Source organism: Sorangium sp. So ce117 (assembly GCF_051524395.1).
In the GTDB taxonomy this organism is placed as follows: domain Bacteria; phylum Myxococcota_A; class Polyangia; order Polyangiales; family Polyangiaceae; genus Sorangium; species Sorangium cellulosum_B.
In genome coordinates this window covers 11,292,599-11,315,394 of record NZ_CP150309.1, presented here as the reverse complement: position 1 = coordinate 11,315,394, position 22,796 = coordinate 11,292,599, and the positions used below count along the sequence as shown (strand labels likewise).

General features: G+C 72.0%; 17 protein-coding genes and 1 tRNA gene. 5 read left to right on the top strand and 13 right to left on the bottom strand.

What is annotated here, in order from left to right:
• The first annotated feature begins 125 nt into the window (after nucleotides 1-125).
• Nucleotides 126-1,400 (top strand): S1C family serine protease, encoded by a 1,275-nt coding sequence (locus tag WMF46_RS42430; protein WP_437982448.1) that lies wholly within the window; start codon nucleotides 126-128, stop codon nucleotides 1,398-1,400.
• A 173-nt stretch (nucleotides 1,401-1,573) separates the two neighbouring features.
• A complete protein-coding gene (locus WMF46_RS42425; protein WP_012240508.1) occupies nucleotides 1,574-2,347 on the top strand; it encodes a Stp1/IreP family PP2C-type Ser/Thr phosphatase in 774 nt (257 codons plus the stop codon).
• A 20-nt stretch (nucleotides 2,348-2,367) separates the two neighbouring features.
• Here the strand turns inward: WMF46_RS42425 and WMF46_RS42420 are convergent, their stop codons facing one another.
• From WMF46_RS42420 to WMF46_RS42390, 7 genes are all read right to left on the bottom strand, one after another.
• On the bottom strand, nucleotides 2,368-2,790 hold the full coding sequence (locus WMF46_RS42420; protein WP_437982447.1) for a hypothetical protein: 423 nt from the start codon (nucleotides 2,788-2,790) through the stop codon (nucleotides 2,368-2,370).
• Nucleotides 2,787-3,509 (bottom strand): sigma-70 family RNA polymerase sigma factor, encoded by a 723-nt coding sequence (locus WMF46_RS42415; protein ID WP_437982446.1) that lies wholly within the window; start codon nucleotides 3,507-3,509, stop codon nucleotides 2,787-2,789. Before WMF46_RS42415 ends, WMF46_RS42420 begins: the two co-directional genes overlap by 4 nt.
• A 225-nt stretch (nucleotides 3,510-3,734) precedes the next feature.
• Nucleotides 3,735-3,808: transfer RNA gene (locus tag WMF46_RS42410), tRNA-Gln, on the bottom strand.
• Nucleotides 3,809-3,847: 39 nt separating this feature from the next.
• Nucleotides 3,848-5,158: a hypothetical protein gene (locus tag WMF46_RS42405; RefSeq protein WP_437982445.1), complete on the bottom strand. Its 1,311-nt coding sequence runs from the start codon at nucleotides 5,156-5,158 to the stop codon at nucleotides 3,848-3,850.
• A gap of 256 nt (nucleotides 5,159-5,414) precedes the next feature.
• The gene (locus WMF46_RS42400; protein WP_437982444.1) at nucleotides 5,415-6,749 is read right to left on the bottom strand and encodes a hypothetical protein; all 1,335 of its coding nucleotides are present in this window, start codon (nucleotides 6,747-6,749) and stop codon (nucleotides 5,415-5,417) included.
• Nucleotides 6,746-7,051, bottom strand: a complete 306-nt coding sequence (locus tag WMF46_RS42395) for a hypothetical protein (protein WP_437982443.1) — start codon at nucleotides 7,049-7,051, stop codon at nucleotides 6,746-6,748. Before WMF46_RS42395 ends, WMF46_RS42400 begins: the two co-directional genes overlap by 4 nt.
• A 485-nt stretch (nucleotides 7,052-7,536) precedes the next feature.
• Nucleotides 7,537-10,386, bottom strand: a complete 2,850-nt coding sequence (locus WMF46_RS42390; RefSeq protein WP_437982442.1) for a hypothetical protein — start codon at nucleotides 10,384-10,386, stop codon at nucleotides 7,537-7,539.
• A 226-nt stretch (nucleotides 10,387-10,612) separates the two neighbouring features.
• Between WMF46_RS42390 and WMF46_RS42385 the strand changes: the two genes are divergently transcribed.
• Nucleotides 10,613-11,572, top strand: coding sequence for a PEGA domain-containing protein (locus tag WMF46_RS42385; RefSeq protein ID WP_437982441.1), 960 nt, complete (start codon nucleotides 10,613-10,615; stop codon nucleotides 11,570-11,572).
• Between the two features lie 28 nt (nucleotides 11,573-11,600).
• Here WMF46_RS42385 and WMF46_RS42380 read toward each other — a convergent pair whose 3' ends face one another.
• The 3 genes from WMF46_RS42380 to rseP form a co-directional block, all read right to left on the bottom strand.
• Nucleotides 11,601-13,142 (bottom strand): serine/threonine-protein kinase, encoded by a 1,542-nt coding sequence (locus WMF46_RS42380; protein WP_437982440.1) that lies wholly within the window; start codon nucleotides 13,140-13,142, stop codon nucleotides 11,601-11,603.
• A 284-nt stretch (nucleotides 13,143-13,426) separates the two neighbouring features.
• Nucleotides 13,427-14,932, bottom strand: coding sequence for an RsmB/NOP family class I SAM-dependent RNA methyltransferase (locus WMF46_RS42375; protein ID WP_437982439.1), 1,506 nt, complete (start codon nucleotides 14,930-14,932; stop codon nucleotides 13,427-13,429).
• Nucleotides 14,925-16,595 carry an RIP metalloprotease RseP gene (gene rseP, locus WMF46_RS42370; RefSeq protein WP_437982438.1) on the bottom strand — a complete coding sequence of 557 codons (1,671 nt, stop codon included), beginning with the start codon at nucleotides 16,593-16,595 and terminating at the stop codon, nucleotides 14,925-14,927. The genes WMF46_RS42375 and rseP overlap by 8 nt, the downstream gene beginning before the upstream one ends.
• 408 nt (nucleotides 16,596-17,003) lie before the next feature.
• On the opposite strand from rseP, the gene WMF46_RS42365 reads away from it, so the two are divergent.
• Nucleotides 17,004-17,336, top strand: coding sequence for a polyhydroxyalkanoic acid system family protein (locus WMF46_RS42365; RefSeq protein ID WP_437982437.1), 333 nt, complete (start codon nucleotides 17,004-17,006; stop codon nucleotides 17,334-17,336).
• 165 nt (nucleotides 17,337-17,501) lie between these two features.
• On the opposite strand, the gene WMF46_RS42360 is transcribed toward WMF46_RS42365, so the two are convergent.
• From WMF46_RS42360 to WMF46_RS42350, 3 genes are all read right to left on the bottom strand, one after another.
• Nucleotides 17,502-18,482 carry a sigma-70 family RNA polymerase sigma factor gene (locus tag WMF46_RS42360; protein WP_437982436.1) on the bottom strand — a complete coding sequence of 327 codons (981 nt, stop codon included), beginning with the start codon at nucleotides 18,480-18,482 and terminating at the stop codon, nucleotides 17,502-17,504.
• Between the two features lie 19 nt (nucleotides 18,483-18,501).
• Nucleotides 18,502-19,791 (bottom strand): phytoene desaturase family protein, encoded by a 1,290-nt coding sequence (locus tag WMF46_RS42355; RefSeq protein ID WP_437982435.1) that lies wholly within the window; start codon nucleotides 19,789-19,791, stop codon nucleotides 18,502-18,504.
• Between the two features lie 121 nt (nucleotides 19,792-19,912).
• On the bottom strand, nucleotides 19,913-20,536 hold the full coding sequence (locus WMF46_RS42350; protein WP_437982434.1) for a Dps family protein: 624 nt from the start codon (nucleotides 20,534-20,536) through the stop codon (nucleotides 19,913-19,915).
• A 185-nt stretch (nucleotides 20,537-20,721) separates the two neighbouring features.
• On the opposite strand from WMF46_RS42350, the gene metG reads away from it, so the two are divergent.
• Complete coding sequence (metG, locus tag WMF46_RS42345) at nucleotides 20,722-22,794, top strand: methionine--tRNA ligase (RefSeq protein ID WP_437982433.1); 2,073 nt, start codon at nucleotides 20,722-20,724, stop codon at nucleotides 22,792-22,794.
• Nucleotides 22,795-22,796: the final 2 nt, after the last annotated feature.

Sequence of the window (22,796 nt, the reverse complement as noted above, 5' to 3'; positions counted from 1 at the left end):
TTTTCGCCCCCCGCCCCCGGCGGACTCCGGTGCCCGATCCCACGGTACAGCGCGGTCCGGCCTTTGCCTTTTGCAATGCGATCCCCGCCGCAGCAGAATCTGCCGTCGCCTCAGGAGCCGCGCTTATGAACGAGACAAGCCCGCCTGGTGTCACCAAGGTCGCCGCGCCCCGAGGCGCGGCGCCGAGCGATCCCGTTGACAGGTCGCGTGTGAAGGGATGGAGACGGTCGCTGGCGCTCGCCGCTGCCGTGTCCGCCGCCGCAGCGCTCGCCGCCCCCGCGGCGCTCGCGCAGGGCGAGGCGCAGGCTCAGGGGGAGGGTGAAGCCCCGCCGGCCGGCAAGCGGGTGGTGCTCCCGACCCGGGCCAGCGCGGGCGGGAAGGAGAAGAAGGCGGCCGCCGCCGAGCCGAAGGGGGGCCCGGCCGAGAAGGACAAGGCGGAGCTGCCGGTGGAGGAGCGCGCCGCGCGCGGCGTGGTGGTCATCGAGCGCAGCGGGCAGGTCCTCGGCCTCGGCGCGGCGCTCGCCGGCGACGGGCGCATCCTGACCGCGCTCTCGCCGCTCGGCGCGGGCAACGACCTCACGGCGCGCCTCGCCGACGGGACCACCGTGCGGGTGAAGCTCGGCCACCACGACCGCGTGTGGGATCTCGCGCTGCTCGTGCCGCAGACCGGCAAGTGGGCCGAGGGGCTCACCGCCTCGTCGCGCGATCCGGTGCGGCCGGACGCGCAGATCCGCTCGTTCTCGGCGGCGCGCGGCAAGGTCGCGGCCACCGCGCTCGTGCTGCGATCGCACAAGACGCTGATCGGCGGCGACGATCGGCCGCTCGATCGCGCGATCGAGCTCGGCTCGCGCGTCTCGCCGCTCGATCTGGGCGCGCCCATCATCGACGAGGACGGCCGCGTGGTCGCGATCCTGGGCCGCGGCTGCGCCCCGAACGAGGGCAAGCCCTGCACGCCCGTCGCGTTCGGCGTGCCGATCAGCGCGGTCAGGGCGTTCCTTCGCGCGGTGCCCCCGACGGCCGTGCCGCCCGCGGCGTGGCTCGGGATCCAGGGTGTCAGCGAGGCGGCGCCGGTCGCGAAGGGGGTCCGGGTCACCGTGGTGCACCCCGAGAGCCCTGCGGACGAGGCCCGCTTGACGGGCGGCGATCGCGCGGAGAGCGACATGATCCTCGCCGTCGACGGCGTGCCCGTCACCAGCCCCGAGGCGCTCTCCGACGCGATCCGGACGCACGCGGTCGGGGAGAAGGTCCCGCTCACCTTGCTGAGCCGCGGGAAGTACCGGCAGGTCACGGTCGTGCTCCGCGCCGCGCCGGATCCGTCGGCCCCCGCGGCGAAGCGGCCGGAGGCCGAGCTCCCGCCGCCGAGCTCGAGCGGCAAGGCGACCGAGGAGTACCGCAAGTAAGCAAAAAATGATGCGGGGCCGCGCGCGGATTCTATAAGCTCGGCGCTCGGGCCCGACCCGGTTGACACCCCGTCAACCGAACCTCCAGGATCGGGCTCGAGCGGCTCGGACGGGCGCGCTCGCGGTTCTCATTCAACCTCGCGCCTCGCGCGGGGCCATCGATCGGGTGATCCGTGTCCCAAACGTTTCGAATCGAAGTGGCCGGCGAGACGAACGTCGGGCGCAAGCGCAACCACAACGAGGACAACTTCGGCATCATGGTGGAGTACGGCCTCTTCATGGTCGCCGATGGAATGGGGGGGCATGCGTCGGGCGAGGTCGCGTCGAAGATGGCGGTCGACGCGATGCAGGACTTCTTCGCCCAGACGCAGGACGACCCGGAGCGGACCTGGCCCTACAAGATGGACCGGTCCAAGGGCTACGAAGAGAACCGGCTGATCACGGGGATCAAGCTCGCCAACCTGCGGATCTACGAGACCGCGCAGCGCGAGGCGAAGAAGCGGGGCATGGGGACGACGTTCGTCGGCATCTTCACCGCGAACGACGGCGTCTACGTCGCCCACGTCGGCGACAGCCGGGTCTACCGCTTCCGCGAGGGCCGGCTCGAGATGCTCACCGAGGACCACTCGCTCCTCAACGACTACATCAAGATGAAGCGGCTCACGCCCGAGGAGATCGCGAACTTCCCGCACAAGAACGTGATCGTGCGCGCGCTCGGGATGAAGGACACGGTCAAGGTCGACACCCGCTTCGAGGTGCCGCAGCTGAACGACACGTACGTCCTCTGCTCCGACGGGCTCTCCGGTCCGGTGAGCGACCTGGAGATGACCCAGATCCTGACGGAGCATCAGGACATCCAGGTCGCGACCGCCAAGATGATCGAGCGCGCCAACGAGAACGGCGGGCCCGACAACGTGACCTGCGTCCTCGTCCGCTGGACCCAGTGACCGCCGCTCGGCGGCGGTGATCAGGGCAGGGCACCGCCGCTCCAGGGGATGAGCACCAGGAAGACGAAGGCGATGAGGGCGAGCATGAAGAGGCTCGTCATCAGGTACGTTGAGCGCGGCGAACGCGCGGTGCTCCAGCCGTCGCCGTAGAACTTCCCCCGCGAGCGCACGCGGATCCGGCGCTGCACGCCGCGGAGAAGGCTCGGCGGCGCCGCAGGCGGCGGACGCATCGCCCCTCGGACCAGCTCGCGCAGATCGAGCTCGTCGACGAGCGGCAAGTCGCCGTCCTCGGGGAAGTCGCCGTCTTCGGGCAGGTCGCGCAGGGGCGCGGCGGCGGGCGAGCGCTCCACGGGGGGCGCCGAGGGACGGCTGCCGCTCTCCGCGTTCGAAGCGGCCGGCTCATCGGCTCGCCCCGTGCGCTTCGGGTCGTCCGCTCCGCTCATTTCCCGCCTCTCACCTTCTCGCCCATCATCTTCTCGACCAGCGCGCGGAGCTGGCCGCGCGCGCGATGGATCCGGCTCTTCACCGTCCCGTCCGGCAAACCCGTGACCGAGGCGATCTCTTCGTACGACATGTCCTCGACGTCGCGAAGGATGAGCGCCTCCCGGAACTCGGGATCGAGCTGCCCGATGGCGCGCTTCACGACCGCCTCGAGCTGCATCCCCTCCACCAGCTCGTCAGGGCGGCTCACGTCGCCGACGCTCACGCCCTTGGCCGCGGACAGCGGCACCCGCTCGGCCATGGCGTCGACGTCGTCCTGGGCGTCAGCGTGCCGCCGCGAGAGGTACTTCGTCCGGTTTTTGCACAGATTCACGGCGATCCGATAGATCCACGTCGAGAGCTTCGATTCGCCGCGGAACTGATCGATCGCCTTGAAGACCTGCACGAAGACTTCCTGGGACACGTCCTCGGCCTCGTCACGCCGGCCGAGCATGCGGTAGACGAGCGCGAACACGCGGCGCTCGTACATGATCACGAGCTCGTTGAACGCGCTCTCGTCACGCGCGACGAGCCGCGCGATGAACTGCGCCTCGCCCGCCTCGAGCGGCGCCGACGACGCGCGCCCCTGCTCCGCGCCCGCAGCGGGCGGAGAGCCGCCTCCGCGGTCCGTATCTACATGGGTAGGGGCTCCGCGTCCGCGGGCCCCTTCATCGCTCGCCACGCCGTCCGGTCCTCCAGGAGCCAGGGGCTCGCGCACGCCGCGCGGCAGGCGCAGAGCCCTCGGTGAGACCACGGTAAACAACCCCGGCTCGACCGCGCCAGACAATAGCGAGCAAGTGACGGCGCAGGACGCGCCCGCGAGGCGGTGCGACCTCGCCCGAGGCGCTCCCGCCCACGCGATGGACATCGGCCGCCATGACCCCCTTCAGAGGGCGCGGGTGCTCGATGGTTCCGGCGCGTGGATTCGAACCACGATTAGGGGATTCAAAGTCCCCCGTCCTGCCCTTGAACGACGCCGGAGTGCTGCGGGACGGAGCCGACCGCCGCGCGGCGCGCACCTTAGCGCGAGTCGCGCAGGATGGCACCCGTCCCGATCCATGAGTCGGCTCTGCGGGCCGGATAGCTGATGCCGCGCGTGGCGTCCGCCTCGGATCGTCCTCGCCTCAGGCGGAACTGCCCGCGCTCGCGGCGACCCGCCGGCGCCGGCTTCGCGCCGGACGCCGAGGCCTTCTCCGCCCGGTGGAGCGGCAGCGCGGGCGCGCCGTTGTCCTCGCCCGGGGTCGCGGCCGCTTCCTCGCGCGCCGGGGCCGCCTCGGCCGCAGCGCCGTCGCGCGCCGGGGCCGCTTCGGCCGCAGCGCCGTCGCGCGCCGGGGCCGCCTCGGCCGCAGCGCCGTCGCGCGCCGGGGCCGCCGCGGCAAGCGCCGCAGCGCCGGCGCTCGCGGCGAGGTCCGGGGCAGGCACGGCGACCTGCGCGGCGGCGGCCGCGACGCCCTGGGCCACGCCGAGGTGCGCAGCCTGCGCGGCCGCAGGCCTCGCAGGCGAGGCCGCAGGGGCGACCACGCTCAGCACCGAGAGGCCCAGCACGAGCACGAGCGCCGCGCTGCCCGCCGCCGCTCCGGCGGCGCCGCGAGAGACGCGGGCGCGCCGCGCGAGCCGCGACCAGGCGCCCGACACACGCCCGCGCGGCGTCTGATCCGCGTCGCGCGCGCCGGGCTTTGCGGCACCAGGCCTCGGCGCCCCGGCGCTCGGGAGCGTGTCGGGCGGGGACGAGGGGGCTGCGGGGAAACAGGACGGAATATCAAGAGAAATCGGCTGCGAGGGGCTGTCCCGCCGCAGCACGGCCTCGGCCAGCGGGAACCGGCCGAGGGTGAAGGCCTCGGCGCGCTCGCCGCGCGCCTTCTCGGGGGCGCCCTGGTGGAAGCGGGGCGCCACGGAGCTGAGGTCGTCCGGCGTCAGCGCGAAGCTGAGCGGGCCGGTGGACTCAGGCGCCTCGCCCGCGGCGGAGAGGGCGGGCGCCTCGTCGCGCGGGGGCGGCTGGGAAATGGTCCAGCCGAGCGCCTTCACCTCGCCGGCAGGCGTCCAGCACTCGAGGCCTTCGCGCCAGACGCGCGTGCTGTGGGGGAGCTCCCCCAGCTCCAGCGCACGCCAGAGCGTGACCGTGCTCATCGCCTCGAGAAAGTCGCCGCGGTCGATGCACCAGGGCTTCGACTCCGCCGGTGCCTCCTCCGCGCCGCCGGCGTGCGACGTGAACGGCATCGTGGGGGCGCTGCAGAGGCTGCTCAGCTGCCCCTGCCCGCACCCCTCCGCGCCGCCCGACGCCGGCACGCCGTCGCCAAGCCCCTCCACCTTGTACGCTGCGCTCGGGCCCATCGCTGTCTCCCTAGCGAGCCGCGGCGGCCCACCCGATGCTGCTTCCGGGTGCACCTCCGCTGCTCTCGTGCGTCGGTAGCGGATGCTGGCGCGGTGGGCCAAGAAAGGTGCCGGGCAGGGCAGGCGCCCAGGCCGGGGGCGCTGCGCCTGGCGGCAACGCTGCGCGGGAGAGGGCGCGGCAACGCTGCGCGGGCAGGGCGCGGCAACGCTGCGCGGGCAGGCGCGGCGGCCGCGAGGGGCGTGTCGTGGCCCGGCGTCAGAGGTCGGTGTAGTTGTCGGCGAACATCGCGCGCTGGCCGAGGAAGGCGATCTCGAGCGTGCCGCTGACGTCCGTCCCTCCGGTCGAGCTACGGATCACGTTGAGCGCTGGCATCAGCCGGATGAGCCCGCGGTACTCCGTCCCTGCCGGCGCGCGCGCCAGCGTCACGTGGACCGGGGCGCGCAGGCTGAGGCGGACATCGGCGGGCGCCTCGTCGTTGAGCGCGACCGCCACCTTCGCGCCGAGCGCCGCGCGGAACGTGGCGTTCGCCACCTTGTCGACGAGCCCGGCGTGCGCCGCGATCGTGAGCTCCTGGCTCTGCACCGGCGCGCCGAGCACCTCCTTCCGGCAGCGCGTGGCTGGGACGAAGGAGGTGGACTGGGTGATCGGATCCACGCCGTGGACGACGTCGCCCGCGGGCTCGCACCACTCGAGCGTGTCCGTCGACGCGGTCCAGCGCGAGTCGAACTTGATCTGCCCTTCGAGCGTGGGCGCGAGCTTCTTCCCGCCCTCGCCGACGTAGACAGCCGCCGCGCCGACGCTCCAGGGGACAGCGGTGAGCTCGCGCGGCGCGTAGGTCGGCGGCAGGCTCTGGTCGCGCCGCTCGGGGCCGGGACCCAGGTAGCTGAACCGGGTGCGGCCGACCGCGCCGCCGACGTAGAGGATCAGCGGGGGATAGGCCGAGCTGCCCTCCCCCTCGAAGTCGAGCCGCGCGAACGAGGCGGAGAGGCGCAGGGTGCCGGTGGGCGTCTGGGCCGCGTCGTCGGTGGCGGAGAACCCGATCAGCGTGGCCAGCCCGTCCTCGGCCGCCACCTCGGCCTCGATCACGGCGCTCACATCCCATGCCGTCGGATCCGTCACCTCGCCGAACCCGGCCAGCACGCCGAAGCCGACCCGCGCGAGCGCCGCGCCCCCGGAGCTGCCCGTGATCCCGACCGGAACGATGTAGACGAGCTCGCGGCCCGTGGCGGCCGGCGCGATGGCCGCGCCCCCGGCAGGCGCGAGCGGCGCGATCGGGGCGATGGGAGCGCCCGACGCGGCCGGGGCGACCGGCGCAATCGCGCGGCCCGGCTGCGCGGGCGCCACGGCCACGCCAGCGCCCGGCGCAGGCGCGGCGGGGGTGCTCGGCGCGGCAGACGGGACCGGCGCCGTGGGGGCGCTGGCCGCCGTGGGGGCGCCGGGCGCGGAGGCGGCCGGCCGGACGGGCGCCGGGGGCGCTGCGCCCGGCGGCACGGGAGCCGACGGCTGCCCCGCGCCCTGGGCGAGCGCGGGCGCGGCCAGCGTGAGCGAGAGCAGCGCTGCGGCGCGCTGGAGCAGCAGGGCGCCCCTCACGGCGCCACCGTGAAATGGAAGGTGAGGCAATCGGCGCCGCTCGACGTGTCGTATTCGGCGCGGGTGCTCTGGTTCGTCTTGGGATCGAAGGCGAAGATCTGGAACTTGCCGCTTCCGTTCCGGACCCTGAAGCGGAACACGTAGTTGCCGGGATCCAGATCGAACTCGGGGAAGACCGTGTTGCGGATAGAGAACGGCCTCACCCCCGCCGGATCCCCGGTGGGCGCCGGGTCCTCGAACAGATAGCCGACGGCGCTGAGGTGGTACTCGTCGCTGTGGAGCTTGAGCTTGATCCTCTTCATGGTCGAGAGCGATCCTCTCACACGCGCGCGGCACGGTACAGCGGCTGGAGGGCGCGCGACATGGCAGCGATCGGGCTCGCCCGACCGTCCGGACCATTTCTGACGAGCGCAGGTGGGTCATTTCTCGTGAGCGCCGAAGGATACCGGAGCGGTAATGTTTTTAACCGGGCATATGGATGGTCGAGCGTCGGGGCGCTCGGGTATCCGTGATGGTTTTGACTTCATGGTGGTACCGGTCATCGGGCGGAGCGGTGGCGACGGGCGCGGGCTTCGGCGCCGACGGGGGCTGTCCGCGAGTTGATTCCTCGCGGCGGCGCTCGTGACGGTCGCGTGTGATGGGAGGGTCCTGGGGAGGATCGGCGAAGACGAGAACGGTTTGGCGTCGAGCGGCGGCGCGGGCGAGGGGAGCGCGAGCTCGTCGTGGTGCGGCTGGTCAGGTAGCCGCCGCCTGCGAAGTGGGGGAGGAGCGTGGCGCCTCGAGGCGCTCAGCCGCCGCTGGCGCGCCGCACGGCGACGCCGACGCCGGCGGTGCTGTAGCAGCCGCTCACTGTCCAGGAGATGGTGGTGTTGGAGTTGGCCACGAGATAGCCGGCCAGCGCGACCATGGTCGTCGGATCGGTCAGGCGCCGGTTCATGGTGGAGGTCGCCGCGGTGGGGCTGATGGTGGCGCCGGTGTTGGCGTTGCGCGCCGCCATCACCGTGTACACGAACGAGTTGGTCGCGCTGAAGTTGGTGCTGACCCCTCGGGACACCGTGCCGCTGCAGTCCGTCGCGTTGGTGTGGATGCCGGTCGTGGTGGCGCTCGCGAACGGGTTCGACTGGTGCACGGCCTTCAGCTCCACCACGTTGGCGAAGTACACGCCCCAGGTGTTCGAGTTCGCCATCTGCACCACCACGGGCTTGTTGCCGGTGGCGGCCGGAAGCTGGCTGTCCAGGAGGTAGTAGATGTGCGCGGCGGAGTTGTTGTCGGCCTGCCGCGTGTTGAAGAGCGTCATCGGCGTGCCGTCGTAGGTGACGCTCACCGGCACGAGCGAGTTCTCGGAGGCGACGATCCCGACAAGGACCATGCGATCGTTGTCCCGCGGTGTCTGCAGGGCGTGGCTCACGTTGATGGTGGGCGCCGAATTCCCGATGGTGCTCAAGGTGCCGGTCGTGCCCGAGTTGACGACGACGATGTCCGGCGAGACGACGCAGTTGCCGTTCGAGCAGATGGACCTCGTCCCCGAGCACACGTGGCCGCAGTCGCCGCAGTTGCTGGCGGTGCCGAGCTGGGTCGTGCAGCCGCCGCTGGGGTCGCCGCAAGCCTTCCAGCCCGGGTCGCAGGTGGGCACGCAGGCGCCGGCCGTGCAGGCGGTGGCGCTCGCGTGCGCCTGGAGGCACTGGGTGTTGCAGGCGCCGCAGGCGTTGACGTCGCTGGAGACGTCCTTCTCGCAGCCGTTCATGCCGTTGCCGTCGCAGTTGCGCCACAGGCCGCTGCACACCGGGTTGCAGCCCGACGAGCTGCATTGATTGCTGGAGACGTGGGCGCTGGCCCCGCTCTGGCACACGAGGTTGCAGCCGAGGCAGTTGCTCTCGTCGTCCCACAGGTCGATGTTGCAGCCGTTCCTCGGTACCCCGCAGTCGTCGTACTGCGCGCTCGTGCACACCGGGTTGCAGGTGCCGTCGAGGCACAGGTTGCTGGTGGTGTGGATTATGTTGCACTGGGTGCCGCAGGCGCCGCAGTTCCCCTCGTCGGTCCTGACGTTGGCCTCGCAGCCGTCGGTCAGCGAGCTGTTGCAGTTGCCGTAGTCCGCCTTGCAGCCGGCGAAGGAGCACGCGCCGCCCTGGCAGGTCGCGGTGGCGTTCGCGTAGATCGTGTTGCAGTTGACGCCGCCGGCGGCCGCGCAGGCGCCGCAGTGGGTCTGGTTCGAGTTGACGTTCGTCTCGCAGCCGTTGTCCGGATTGCCGTCGCAGTCGCCCATCCCGCTGTTGCACGTCCGCACCTTGCAGTCGCCGCCCTCGCACTTGGGGGTGCCGCCGGCGATGGTGCAGGTCTCGCCGCAGGCGCCGCAGTGGCTGAGGCTCGTGTCCGTGCTCGTCTCGCAGCCGTTGTCGTAGCTGCCGTCGCAGTCGGCGAAGCCCGGCTCGCAGCTGCCGATGGCGCAGCCGGTGGCCGTGCACTTGCCGGTGCCGTTGGCGACCGTGCACAGGCCGCCGCACGTGCCGCAGTTCTCCGGATCGGCGGCCAGATTCACCTCGCAGCTGTCCTCGGGGTCGCCGTTGCAGTCGCCCCTGCCGGCCGGGCAAGTCGTCTCGCCGCACACGCCGTCGCGGCACCAGGGCCTGCCGCCCGCCTCGGGCACGCACTCGATGCCGCACCCGCCGCAGTGCAACACGTCACGGGTAGTCGCCCTCTCACAACCGTCGACGACCTGGCCGTTGCAGTCGGTGAAGCCCGCGTCGCACTCGATCTTGCACTCCGACGCCTCGCAATACGCGTCGCCGTTCGCGGCCGGGCAGAGCTCGTCGCACCCGCCGCAGTGGCTCGAGTCCGTCGAGGTGTTCACCTCACAGCCGTTCTCGGGATCGCCGTCGCAGTCGGCGTAGGGCGCTTCGCACGCCTTGACCTTGCAGGCGCCGCCCTGGCACTCGACCGTCGCGTGCGGCAGCGCGCACTTCTGGCCGCAGCTGCCGCAGTTGTCCGCGTCGGTGCGGATGTTGACCTCGCACTCACCCTTGGCCAGGCGATCGCAGTTGGCGTAGCCATCCGGGCAGGTGGGGCCGCACACCTCGTCGATGCAATCGTCGCTGAGGCAGTCCCCGCTCGAGCGGCACTTCTTGCCGTCCTGGCAGCCCCCACAGTCGGCGCCGCAGTCCACGTCGCTCTCGGTGCCGTTGGGCGCCCCGTCGGTGCAGGTCGGCGCGACGCATTGGCCGTCCTGGCACACGCCGCTCTCGCAGTCGCTGGCCCGGTTGCACTTCTTGTCGGTCGCGCACTTCTTGTCGCAGCTGCCGCCGCAATCGATGTCCGACTCCGAGCCGTCGCGGGCGCCGTTCATGCAACCCGCTTCCTCGCAGACGCCGTCGATGCACTCGCCCTCGGCGCAGTCGCGGCTCGCGGCGCAGCCGGAGCCGAGCGGGCATGGATCACACTCGCCGCCGCAGTTCAGGTCCGTCTCGCCGTCGGACTGCGCGTCGTCCGTACAGTGCGCCGGCGGGCCGGATACCGACGCGAACTCGAAGTCCGGCACGCTGCACGAAGCGGCGGCGGCGAAGATCCCCGCCGTCAGCGCGGCGGCCGAGAACGCGCGGAGCAGCGCGAAGCGACGCAGAAAGCCAAAGCTAGGGGTCGACATCCAGCGACAAAAGTATCATTCGCTGGCGGATTTCGCGGCCACAAATTGAGAAGGCGGCGTCAGGATCCGCGCGCGAAAGCTCCGCCGGCGCGCGCGCACCTCCGACCACGACGCGGTGCGGCGTCGCGCTCGGCGAAGGCCGCGCCGCCACGTTGACGCGCGCGGCGAAGGCCGCGCCGCCTCGTTGACAGGAGCGGAGGCCTCAAGTCACCATGGCAGGCGCCGCATGAGGAATTTCCCGCGAATTTTCCGCGTCGCAGCGGTGCTGCTGCTGCTCGAGGCGCCCGCGCTCGCCCAGGACACCGACGAGCTCAAGCAAGCCCGCGCGCAGTTTCAGCAGGCGACAGAGCTCGAGCAAGCGGGCAACTGGGCCGCGGCGCTGCAGCGGTTCCGCGAGGTCGGCCAGGTGCGGATGACGCCTCAGGTGCGCTTCCACATCGCCGTGTGCGAGGAGAATCTGGGGCGGCTCGTGACCGCGCTCGGTGGCTACGAGCTGGCGCTCGCGGAGGCCGACACCGTGGGGCCAGATTTTCGGGCCGAGGTCGAGCAGTCGATCGGCCGGCTGCGCGCGCGGATCCCGAAGCTCGTCATCGTGCGCGGCAAAGGAGCGGCCTCCGCGGCCATTGCGCTCGACGGCGTCGCCCTCGGCGGGACGTCCATCGGCGTCGAGGTGCCGCTCGATCCCGGGCCTCACGCGCTCACCGCCAAGGCCCCCAATTACAGGCCGTTTCAACAGACGGTGGAGCTGAAGGAGGAGGGGGTGACGCGCGTCGAGGTGACGCTCGAAGCCTTGCCGCAAGAGCTGCTGATCCAGGCGGGCGCCCTGCGGGAGAGGCCGCCGTCCAAGGTGGTGCCGTACGTGATCGGGGGCGTCGGCGCCGCGAGCCTGATCGGCGCCGGGGTGTTGTTCGGGCTCCGCCAGGGAGCGCTCAAGGATCTGGAAGATGCCTGCGGCTCGGAAGGCAAGTCGTGCCCGGCGTCCATGCAGTCGCGCTACGACGACCTGAAATTCTATCACTATGGCGCGCAGGTGGCGCTCGGCGTCGGCGTCGCCGCGGTCGGCACGGCGACCGCGATCTTGCTGCTTCAGAACAGGAAGCCAAAGCAGCCCGAGAAAACCTCGCTCGAGCTCGTGCCCGTCGCGGGCGGATCCGAGATCGGCGCGAGTCTCTCAGGAACGTTCTGAGGGAGTCGAGCTCGTCCAGAGCGGGGCGCTAGAACCCCGGATCATGCTTCCACGACTTCGGCGGCGTGGGGGTTGGCGTCGGGCTCGGCGAGTTGCTCTGCTCGGCGGGCTTGGTCGGACGGCGGGGCGTCGCGCGCGCGGGTGACGCCGGGAGCGGAGCCGGCGTCGGCGCTGCGCTGGCCGAGACGGAGGCAGAGGGCTGGCCCGGGGGCGCGTCGAGCTCGGTCGCAGGGGGCGCCTCCGCCTTGGGAGGCGCGGGCGCCGGGGCGGCGGACGCCGGGGCGGCGGGCGCGGCGCCGGAAGGAAGAGGGGCGGGCGCGTCGCCGCTCCGGAGCAGTACGGCGAGCACGCCGGCGGCGAGGAGACCGAGGATCACGACGGCGGGCAGCGCGCGGCTCCTGGAGCGCGCGAACGGCGGGATCTCGTCGTCGAGCGCGCTATTTCCGGCCACGCCCCGGGCCGCGCCGCGGAGGTTGACGGTCCTGAAGGCGCTCACCGACGAGGGGCTCGCGCCGGTCACGTCGGAGCTGCCGAGGCTGTTGCGCAGCTGATTGCGGTCGGCGCGCTCCAGCGCTTCGGTGAGGGCCGCGCGCGTTTGCTCCTGCTGGTCCTCGAACAGCTCGCGGACGAAATTGGCGACGTCCTCGTCGGTGGCTCGCTGGTTCGGCGGAAGCGCCTTGTCGAGCGCTCGCATCAGCTCGTTGGCCGTGGCGTAGCGCTGGTCGCGCTCCTTTTCGAGCGCGCGCATCAGCACGGCCTCGAGCGACGCCGGGTAGTCGGCCTGGAACTCGTGCGGCGCCTCCACCGGGTCCGTGGACGAGATGGCGAACAGCGTCGCGCCCTCGGATTCCCTGCGGAACGGGTGTTTGCCGGTGGTGAGCGTATAGAGCACGATGCCCATCGCGAACACGTCGACGCGCCGGTCGATCGCGTCGCCGCGCACCTGCTCCGGCGCCATGTAGCTCACCTTGCCCTTGAGCTGCCCGGCCTGCGTCGTGCTGTCGTTGAGCGCTGTGGCCTTGGCCACGCCGAAGTCGACCACCTTGGCCAGGCCGTTGTACGTGACCAGGATGTTCTGAGGGGAGATGTCGCGGTGCACCAGGCCGACGAGCTTGCCGCTCTTGTCCTTGAGCTCGTGCGCGGCGTGCAGGCCGGCGCAGGCCTGCGCCACGATGCGCACCGCGATCGGGATCGGCATGCCGTTCTGCCGCTTCGCGACCTTCATCACCTGGTTGAGCGGAATGCCGTCGATCCACTCCATCGCCAGGAACAGCACGCCGTCCTGCTCGCCGAGGTCGAGGATCTCGACGGCGTTCGGGTGGCGGATCTGGGACGCGAGCGACGCCTCCGAGAGGAACATGCGCTCGAACTGGTCGTCCTCCGACAGCGTCGGCAGCATCGTCTTTACTGCGACGATCTTCTGGAAGCCGCGCGTCCCCTTCAGCCGCGCCGCCCACACCATGGCCATGCCGCCTGCTGCGATCGGCAGCAGCAGCTCGTAACGACCCAACACGGACCCGGGCCCGAGCTCGGCCGGGGTGTTCTGCAGGAGGTTCGGCGCAGGATTCACGCTACTCGAAAGGTTTGTTAAGTGCCCTGACCGTACGAGTGTGCGGCGTCACGAAGCGAGTGCCCAGCAAGAAGAAACACCGCGGAGACAAATTGCGGCTATCGCACCAATAACCCCACCTCCTTACATTGGACGACGGCTGGCGGCGGCGCTTCGTGGCTGGCAGCTGCCGCGAAAACGTCGTTAGGAAGTCCAAGCGCTGTCCGGAAGTCAAGCTGCTCTTATGCGCCTACCATCGTACAAGGAAGGCGGAAGGGCGCGTTGCCACGCGTCTCCACGCGCCGTCACCGCCGCACGACGAACATCGCGGCGAAATACCCATCCGTGCCGTGCACGTGCGGCAGCAGCCGGAACGCGTCGCCGCCGCCCGCGAGCTCGCGCGCGAGCTCCGCGTCGAACGGCGCCGGCTCCAGCCGGACGGCGAGGCCGTCGTCCGCCGGGGCCGCGAGCCGCGCCGCCACGGCCTCGCACTCCTCGCGCAGCACGCTGCACACAGCGAACACGAGCCGGCCGCCGTCCCGGGCGCGGGTCGCGGCGCGGCGCGCGATCGCGACCTGGAGGTCGGCCAGGCGCGGGAGATCGTCCGCCTCGCGCCGGAGCGCGATCTCCGGGCGCCGCCGCAGCGTGCCCACCCCGGAGCAAGGCGCGTCGACGAGCACCCGGTCGTAGCCCTCGGGGACGTCGCCCGCGCCCACCGTCCAGTCGACGGCGTAGGTCTCGCGCACGGAGGCCGCAGCCCGCCCGAGCCCGTCGCGCGCGCCGGCCTGCGCATCGCCGGCCTCCGCGCCTGCGCCTGCGCCCTCCGCGCTCACGGGAGGCGCGCCGAGCGCCGCGCGGAGCTGCGAGAGCTTCGCGGGGTACAGGTCCGCCGCGTCCACCGCGCCGGAAGGCAGCACCGCGCGCGACAGGAGCCACGACTTGTTGCCCCGACCGGAGCAGGCGTCGAGCACGGCCTCGCCGGGGCGCGCGCCGAGCGCTAAGGCGAGCGCCTGCGCCCCCTCTTCCTGGCCGATCCACGCGGCGCCGAAGCCTGGGAGCCGGCGGAGATCGCCCGCCCCCCGCGCGACGATCGCGGTCGGTGAGACGTGCCCCGCCTCGAAGGTCCCGGTGGGCGCGGCGGCCCGCAGCGCCTCGAGCCACGCGCCGCGGTCCTCGCCAGGGGCGAGGCAGAGGCCGGTCGGCGGCGGCACCGGGCCGGCCGACAGGAACGCCTCGGCCGCGGCCCGGCCGAGCGAGCGGCGCAGGGCGCCCCGCAGCCACCCCGGCGCGGAGGCGACCACCGCGCTCGCGAGCGTCGGGCGACCGCCGGACTCCACGGCCGCGGCGAGCCGGCGCAGCACGGCGTTCGCGAACGCGCCGACCCGCGGCCCGCCGGCCGCCTGGGCGCCGTCCACCGCCTCCGAGACCGCGGCGAACGAGGGGACGCGGTCGAGGAAGCAGAGCGAGTACGCCCCCATCAGCACGTGGGCGCGCACCAGCGGGTCGGCCGTCCAGCGGCTCTTCGCGGCGAACTCGGCGATGCGCGCCTCGAGCGCCGCCTGCACGCGCAGGACGCCGTAGACGAGCTCTGTCGCGAGGCCTATGTCCCGCGGGTCGAGCGCCGGCGCGCGGCGCAGCTCGGCGTCGAGGGCCGCCGAGGCGAAGGCGTCCGAGCCCCACACCCGCGCGAGCACGCGCGCCGCGACCGCGCGCGGCGCGCTCTCTGGCGGATGCGGCGGGCGCGCCGCGCCGCGGCCGCCGTCGCGCGCGTCACGCCCGTCACGCCCGTCACCTTGGCCCCGGTCAGCCAACGAGCTCCTTGAATTGCCCCTGGATCACGTCCCAGCGGCGCTCGACGTCGTTCTTGAAGGCGATGCCCATCAGGCCGATGAGCACCATGAGCCCGACAAGGCTCGCGATCTCGCGGACGCGCAGCGGCAGCGGGCGCCGCAGCACGGCCTCGAACGTGAAGAACAGGAGGTGGCCGCCGTCGAGCACCGGAATGGGCAGCAGGTTGATGAGCCCGAGGTTGATCGAGATGACCGCCATCGCCCAGACGAAGTAGCTGACCCCCTTCGCGCCCTCCTCGCCGATCACGTCGTACACCGTGATGGGGCCGCCCAGCGTGGAGATGCTGACCTTGCCCTCCATGATGCGGACGATCCCGACCACGATGAACCGGATGACGTCGTACGTCTCGTCGACCGCGCTCTCCAGGGCGAACTGGAAGGCCGATGGGCTGTCGACGAACGGCTCGGCCACCATCGGCGACCAGTTCGACGCGCGCAGATAGAAGCGCGGGCGGTGCTGGCCGTACTCGTCGATCCAGTCCTCGCGGCGGAGCTCGATGGTGCCGCTCTTGCGCTGGCCCGAGCGCTGCCACGTGATGACGTGCGGTCTGTCCGGCGCCGCGAAGAGCCGCTCGACGAAGGTCGACCAGGCGGTGACCTCGACGCCGTCGACCTCCGTGATGCGATCGCCCGGCCGGAGCTCGGCGTCCCACTCGGCCGAGCCCTCGGGGACCTCGGCGACGTAGAGGTCGGCCGGCTCGATGCCGGTGCGCGCGAGCAGGTCGCCGTTGCCGCTCTCCGGCGTCAGCGCGGCGACGCCCGACTCGTAGACGGCGAGCTCGGCCAGCCCGCCGAGCGCGCGCGGCACCGTGACCGGGCGCAGGTACGTGACCGGCACCGTGGCGCCGCGGCTCTCCTCGAGCGCGATCTCCAGGTCGGCGAACGTCTTCACGGGCGTGCCGCGCACCTCCGTCACGACGTCGAACGTGCGCAGCCCGGCCCGGAACGCGGGCGAGTCGGGCCGCGAGACGCCCACCACGGCGGCGGGGCGGCTCGGCCGGATGCCGATCTCGCCCACCCGGTCCACGATCTCGAGCGGCTTCTGGACGACCTTCTCCTCCGGGACGACCGTGACCTCGACGTGCTCCTTGTTGCGGAACACCTTGAGCCGGAGCTCCTGGTTGGGGCTCTTCGTCACGATTCGGTGCAGCTCGGCGAAGGTGCTGACGCGCTCGCCGTCCACCTCGAGGATGCGATCGCCCGGGACCAGCCGGCCCTCGGCCGGGTGCCCCGGCAGGACCACGCCGACCGTCGGCGGGACGAAGCGGGTCTCCCCGATGAAGACGGCGAAGTAGAGCAGCACCGGGAAGAGCACGTTCATCGCCGGGCCGGCCATGACGATGATCACGCGCTTCCAGAGCGCCTGGGACTCGAAGGTGCGCTTGCGATCCTCGGGGAGCACGGCCTCCTGCCGGTTCTCCTCGAGCATCTTCACGAAGCCGCCGAGGGGCAGGAGCGCGACGCAGTACTCCGTCTCCCGGCCCCGCAGGCGCAGCACCCGGGGGCCGAAGCCGATCGAGAAGGTGAGGACCTTCACGCCGAAGATCTTCGCGCACACGAAGTGGCCGAGCTCGTGCACGAAGATGAGCACGGAGCAGAGCAGCGCGAAATACAGGAGGTCCACGGCGGCGGCTCTCTTTACGCGAGGCCGGGCTCGGTGACCACTGGCCACTGAGGGGCGCAGGGCAAGGGCGCCCCCGCGCGAAGGGCGGCCTCCGGCGAAGGGACGGCGTCCGGTCCGTGGAAAGGCGCCCTCCGGCGTGACGATGCCTTCACGGCGATGGCCCCGTTCGGCCGCCCACAGACACCCGCGGTTCCGCCGCGTGGCGAAATGTCACAGCGCGCGGGCGCGCCCTGCGCGCTGCGCGATGCGCGATGCGGAAGAGCGCCAGAGGGCCGCAGGCCCCGCGCATCCGTGATATCTCACCGATGGAACCCGGCCGGGCGACGTGCCCGCGAGCGACGCCTCACGGCGCGCGGTCCCCTGGCCGATTCTCGCGATGTGCCCTGATACGAACTGCGAGGTCCCATCATGAAGCACACGATTGAGCACGACCTGAACGACAGCGAGGCAAAGCTGGCGACCGAACGAGCGATCGCGCAGTACCGAGAGCGGTACGCCGAGTACGAGCCTTTCCTCGTGTGGCGCGACCCGCGGCGCGCCGAGCTCGGCTTCTCGGTGAAGGGCGTCAAGCTGAAAGGCAGCATGGAGCTCCGCCCCGGCGCCGTGGACGTGGATCTCGACGTGCCTCTCCTGATGCGCCCCTTCAAGGGGATAGCGATCGCCGCCATCGACAAGGAGGTTCGTCACTTCATCGCAGAGGCGCACCGCGAACGGGCCCAGGGAGGCGGCAAAGCCACCTGAGCGAGCGGGCTGTTCCACTATGGACATGAGCGCCAGCCGGCGCTATGTTGCTCCAACAGTATCTACTTCGCCGGCCGAAGTACGCCCCGCGACACGACTCACTCCAGTGCTCGGCCGGCAGGGGGCTGTCTCCTCGCTGCTCACCTGCCGGTCTCGCCGTCGCACTCACGGAGCGAGCGCCTTCACGGCCGTCAGCTTGTGCGAGGCCAGCACGGAGTGGATCGCGGTGATGAGGCCGCCCGCGTCGATCTCGCAGCGCATGACGAACCGCGGCGCCAGCTTCTCCACGGTGGTCGTGCGCTCGATGACGACCGCCGGGAGGCCGTTGATGAGGCGCAGCTCGTGGCGGAGCGCTCCGGGGTCGTCGATCCTCAGCAGGCCGACGTAGAAGCGCGCGACCCGGTTCGGACCGACGACGATCCGGCGCGCCGCCTTGAACTGACCGTTCGCGTCGTTGATGACCCGGACGCCCTCGCTCAGGAGCGCCTCGATGGCGGCGACGTCCTGCGTCGCCAGGGTCTGCAGGAAGCGCACGAGCGCCGCGCCCGACCGCTCGACGAGCTCGGGTGAGGGGCGGCAGCGCTCGCGATCGTACGGCTCTAAGGCGCGGCGGGCGCGGTGGTGGGTCGTCTTCACGCTGGCCTCCGACAGGTCGAGCGCGGCGGCGGTCTCCTGCACCGAGTAGTCGAAGACGTCGCGGAGCAGGAGCACCGCGCGCTGCTGCGGGGTCAGCGCCTCGAGCGCGATGAGGAAGGCGAAGGACGCGCTCTCGAGGAGGTCGTAGCGGCCCTCGGTGCCCTCCCTGCCCGGGATCTCGAACGACGGGGGCTCGGGCTCCGCCTCGATCGGGGAGGGGAGCCACGGTCCGTCGTAGGCGAGGCGCTTGCGGCGCCGGAGGGCGTCGCGGCCGAGGTTCAGCGCGACGCGCGCGAGCCAGGGGCGGACGGGCTCCTCGGTGCGCGCGGGCGGGCGCTCCAGCGCGCGGACGAACGTCTCCTGCACGATGTCGTCCGCGTCCGCGGCGCTGCCGGTGAGCCGGTAGGAGATGGCCCAGAGGAAGCGCTCGTGCTCGCGGTAGCTCGCGGCGACGAAGCCGGGGGCGGCGAGCCCGGCGCTCGCGGCAGGAGAGGCCGTGGAGCTGCTCATGGAGCGTCGGGTAACCCCGTCACGCCGCGCGGTCGAGGGCGCGGCGCGAGAGGATGTCCCGCGCGGCGTCCCGCGCGCTGGCGAGGCTCGCATCGGCGAGCATGCCCGTCGGCCCGACCCAGTCGCCCGCGAGGAAGAGCCCGTCGAGATCCGGGACGCGGGCGCCAGGGCGCCCTGCGGGGCCGCCGCCCTCCGCCGTGACCACGGCGTTGGAGACGATGAGCGAGGGCAGGAAGCGGCGCTCGACGATCGCGCCGCGGTAGCCGGGCTGCGCGCGGTCGAGCAGATCCTCGAGCTCGCGCTCGGGGTCGCGGCCGGCGAGCTCGGGGCTGTACTGGGCGGTGTGGATCACGGCGCCGCCCGCGGGGGCGAGGCGCGCGGCGTCGGTGTGGACCGACAGGTAGAGCGGGCGGTCGATGCCGAGCACGAAGCCCGGGCGCTGGCGAGGGAGCCTCGACAGGGCGACGTCGAGGCACGCGGCGCGGACCGGGACGGCGCGCTCCGCGTACGCGGCGAGCGCCGCGCTCGCGGGCACGAGCGCGGCCGCGGCGCGCGGGCTCGCGGCGACGAGCACGGCGCCGGCGCCGAGGCGGTCGCCGTTCGCGAGCTCCACGGCGGAGACGGCGCCGCCCTCGGCCGCGATCTGCGCCGCGCGCGCGCCGGTGAGGATCTCCACGCCGGCCGCCACGGCGGCGTCGCGCAGGCCGTCGACGAGGGTCCTCCAGCCGCCGTCGAGGTAGAGCACGCCGTGGCTCAGGGCGAGCTGCACCTGCGCGAGCGCCGCGCCGGCGCTCTGGCGATCGTCGTCGGCGCAGTAGGTCGACAGCCGGACGAGCGCGCCGACGAAGCGGCGCACCTCGGGCGTCCGGAAGGCGTCGCGCAGCCAGGCCGAGACCGGGACCGCCGCGAGCGGCGCGGGGTTCGCCGCGGCGAGGCCGCCAAGGACGCGCCCCATCTCGACCTTCGCGGCGAGGGGGAAGAGGCCCGTCGTGAGGAGCGACAGGGCGCCGGACGGCAAGGTGTGGAGGGCGCCGCGGTCGAGCGCGAGCGCGCCCGACGGGGACGGCGCCGCGCCGGTGAACCGGACGCCGAGCTCGCGGAGCACCTCGTGCGCCGCGCCCCCGCGGTAGAGCGCGTGAGCGCCGAGGTTCAGCGAGAAGCCGTGGCTCTCCTGCGTGGAGGCGCGGCCGCCCGGCGCGTGCGCCTTCTCGACGAGGGCGACCGACCGACCCGCCCGGCCCAGGTACGCCGCCGCGGCCAGGCCCGCGAGCCCGCCGCCGATCACCACCACGTCTTTTGTAGTACGCATCACATAACCCCTTTCCTGGCGGTATCACGATCGGGGGCCCGGAAAGGTTACGCGCGCCCTGTCGAATCTTCGGAGCGCGCCCGGAGGGCTGGACGGGGAGGGGAAAGCGGCGTGCCGGCGCTCAGGTGGCGCGGACGAGCGGCGTGTCGACGAGGTGCTCGGACAGGAACCACACCTGCATCTCGTTCGTGCGGAGGACGTCGCTCATGAGCAGGTCGGCGGTGCCATCGTCGCGGTTCTCGGTGGTGAGCTTCACCGCCTCGCGCGTCTCCGCGAGGATGAGCTCGTGCGCGTCGAGCAGGCGCGAGAGCTGGGCGGGCACCTGCTCGCGGCCGCGGGGCGCCCGCTCGATCCTCGTCGTCTCGGCGACGTCGTGCGCCATGGCGATCGAGACGCCGCCCAGCATCTGGACGCGCTCGGCGAGCATGTCGATCAGCGCGGCTTGCTCCTTGAAGTGCTTGTCGAAGAGCAGGTGGAGCTGGAAGAAGGTCGCCCCGGACACCTGCCAGTGGTGCTTCTTGTACATGTCGCGCAGGACGAGCGTGTCCGACAGGATCTGATTCAGCGCCCGGATGCTCTCCGCGCGCGACTTCGCGGCGAGCGCCAGCGGATAGTCCACGACCGTCCCGAAAGGCTGGATCTCCTCGCTTCGCTGGCGGAGGAGGGGCTGGGCCTCCAGCGCCTGCGCTCCGCCTTCCTTGCCACCACGCCTCTGTTTCCTCTGTTGCTTCCTCTGTACTGCCATGGTCCCCTCCCCGTCGATCGGTTCACTACGTATCTAGAGCCCGAGCCCGCTCCGTCCATGGCTGCACGTCCGCTGTCGTGTCCACGTGGGCCGGCGCGGCGCTCCGCTGGAAGGCGCGCCCGCGCGGCATCGCGCCACCGCGCGGCTCGCATCCGGCTGGGATTTCGTGCAAAGTCCAGCGCAGCATGAAACGGCTCCTGCTCACCAGCGCGCTGCCCTACGCCAACGGGCACATCCACATCGGCCACCTCGTCGAGTACACCCAGACCGACATCTTTGCCCGTTATTGGCGGATGACCGGGCGGAGGTGCATTTACCTGTGCGCCGACGACACCCACGGCACGGCCATCATGATCCGCGCTCGGCAAGAGGGGCGGAGCGAGGCCGACGTCATCGCGGACATGAGCGCGGCGCACCAGCGCGATTTCGCGGCGTTCCAGATCCGGTTCGACCACTACGGCAGCACGAACTCCCCGGCGAACCGCGCGCTGTGCGAGGAGATCTGGGCGTCGCTGCGCGAGCGCGGCATGGTGACCACGAAGGAGGTCACGCAGCTCTTCGATCCGCAGGAGGGCATGTTCCTGGCGGATCGCTTCGTCAAGGGCACCTGCCCGAAGTGCGCGGCGCCGGACCAGTACGGCGATAGCTGCGATCGGTGCGGCTCGACCTACGCCGCGACCGATCTTGTCGAGCCGAGGAGCGCGCTCACGGGCGCGCGGCCCGAGGTGCGGAGCGCGCAGCACCTCATGGTGGCCATCGAGCCGGAGCGGCCGTTCCTGTCGACCTGGACGCAGGGCGAGGGGCGGATGCCGAAGGAGATCGCGAACTACCTGGCGGGGCATTTCCTGTCGGAGCCGCTCCGCGACTGGGACGTATCGCGCCCCGCGCCGTACTTCGGGTTCGAGATCCCCGACGCGCCAGGGAACTACTGGTATGTCTGGTTCGACGCGCCGATAGGGTACATGGCTGCGAGCAAGGAGTGGTGCGTCCGGGAAGGCGAGGCGTTCGACGACTGGTGGCGATCCGAGGAGACGGAGATCGTCCACGTCATCGGGAAGGACATCGTGTATTTCCACACGCTCTTCTGGCCGGCGATGCTGAAGAGCGCGAGGTTCTCGCTGCCGTCGCGCGTGCAGGTGCACGGGTTTCTCACCGTGAACGGAGAGAAGATGTCGAAGAGCAAGGGCACCTTCGTGCTGGCCTCGACGTACCTGAAGCACCTCGACCCGGCGTACCTCCGTTATTACTACGCGAGCAAGCTGAGCTCGAAGGTCGATGACATCGATCTGAACCTGGAAGAGCTCGTGAACAAGGTGAACGCCGAGCTCGTGAACAAGGTCGTGAACCTGGCGAGCCGGTCGTCGCGCTTCGTGGCGCAGACGGGGCTGTCGGCGGTTTACCCCGAGGACGGGGGGCTGTTCGCGGCGGCGGCGGCGGAGGGCGACGCGATCGGGGCGGCGTACGCGGCGTTCGACTATGCGCGGGCGACGAGGAGCATCGTGGCGCTGGCGGACCGGGCGAACGAGTATGTCGACCGGATGCAGCCGTGGGCGCTGGCGAAGCAGCCGGAGAAGAAGGCGGAGCTGCAGGCCGTCTGCACCGTGGCGCTCAACCTGTTCCGGCAGATCGTGCTCTACCTGGCGCCGGTGCTCCCGAAGCTGGCCGACGACGTTGCACGGCTGCTCGGGTGCCCCATGGACCGGTGGGAGCTCGCGAAGACGCCGCTTGTGGGCACGCCTGTGGCCGCGTATGAGCACCTCATGAAGCGGGTCGAGCCGGGTGCAGTCGAGAAGATGATCGCGGAGGGCCGCCCCGCCGAGGAGGCGGCGGCGCCGGGCGGCGCGGCCGGGGCGAACGCGGAGGCGGGCCAGGCGGCGGCTGGGGGCGCGGCCGCGGAGGACGACGGCGCGGCGCTCGCCAAGGAGCCGCTCGCGCCGGAGTGTACGATCGACGATTTCACCAAGGTCGACCTGCGCGTCGCGCGCATCGTCGCGGCGGAGCACGTGCCCGAGGCGAAGAAGCTGCTCAAGCTGACCGTCTCGCTCGGCGGGGAGGCGCGGAGGACGGTGTTCGCCGGGATCAAGGCGTATTACAAGCCGGAAGACCTCGTCGGGCGGCTCGTCATCGTGTGCGCCAACCTGGCGCCGCGGAAGATGAAGTTCGGCCTCAGCGAGGGCATGGTGCTCGCGGCGGGGGACGAGACGGTGCATCTCCTGTCGCCGGACTCGGGGGCGAAGCCGGGGATGCGGGTGCACTGAGG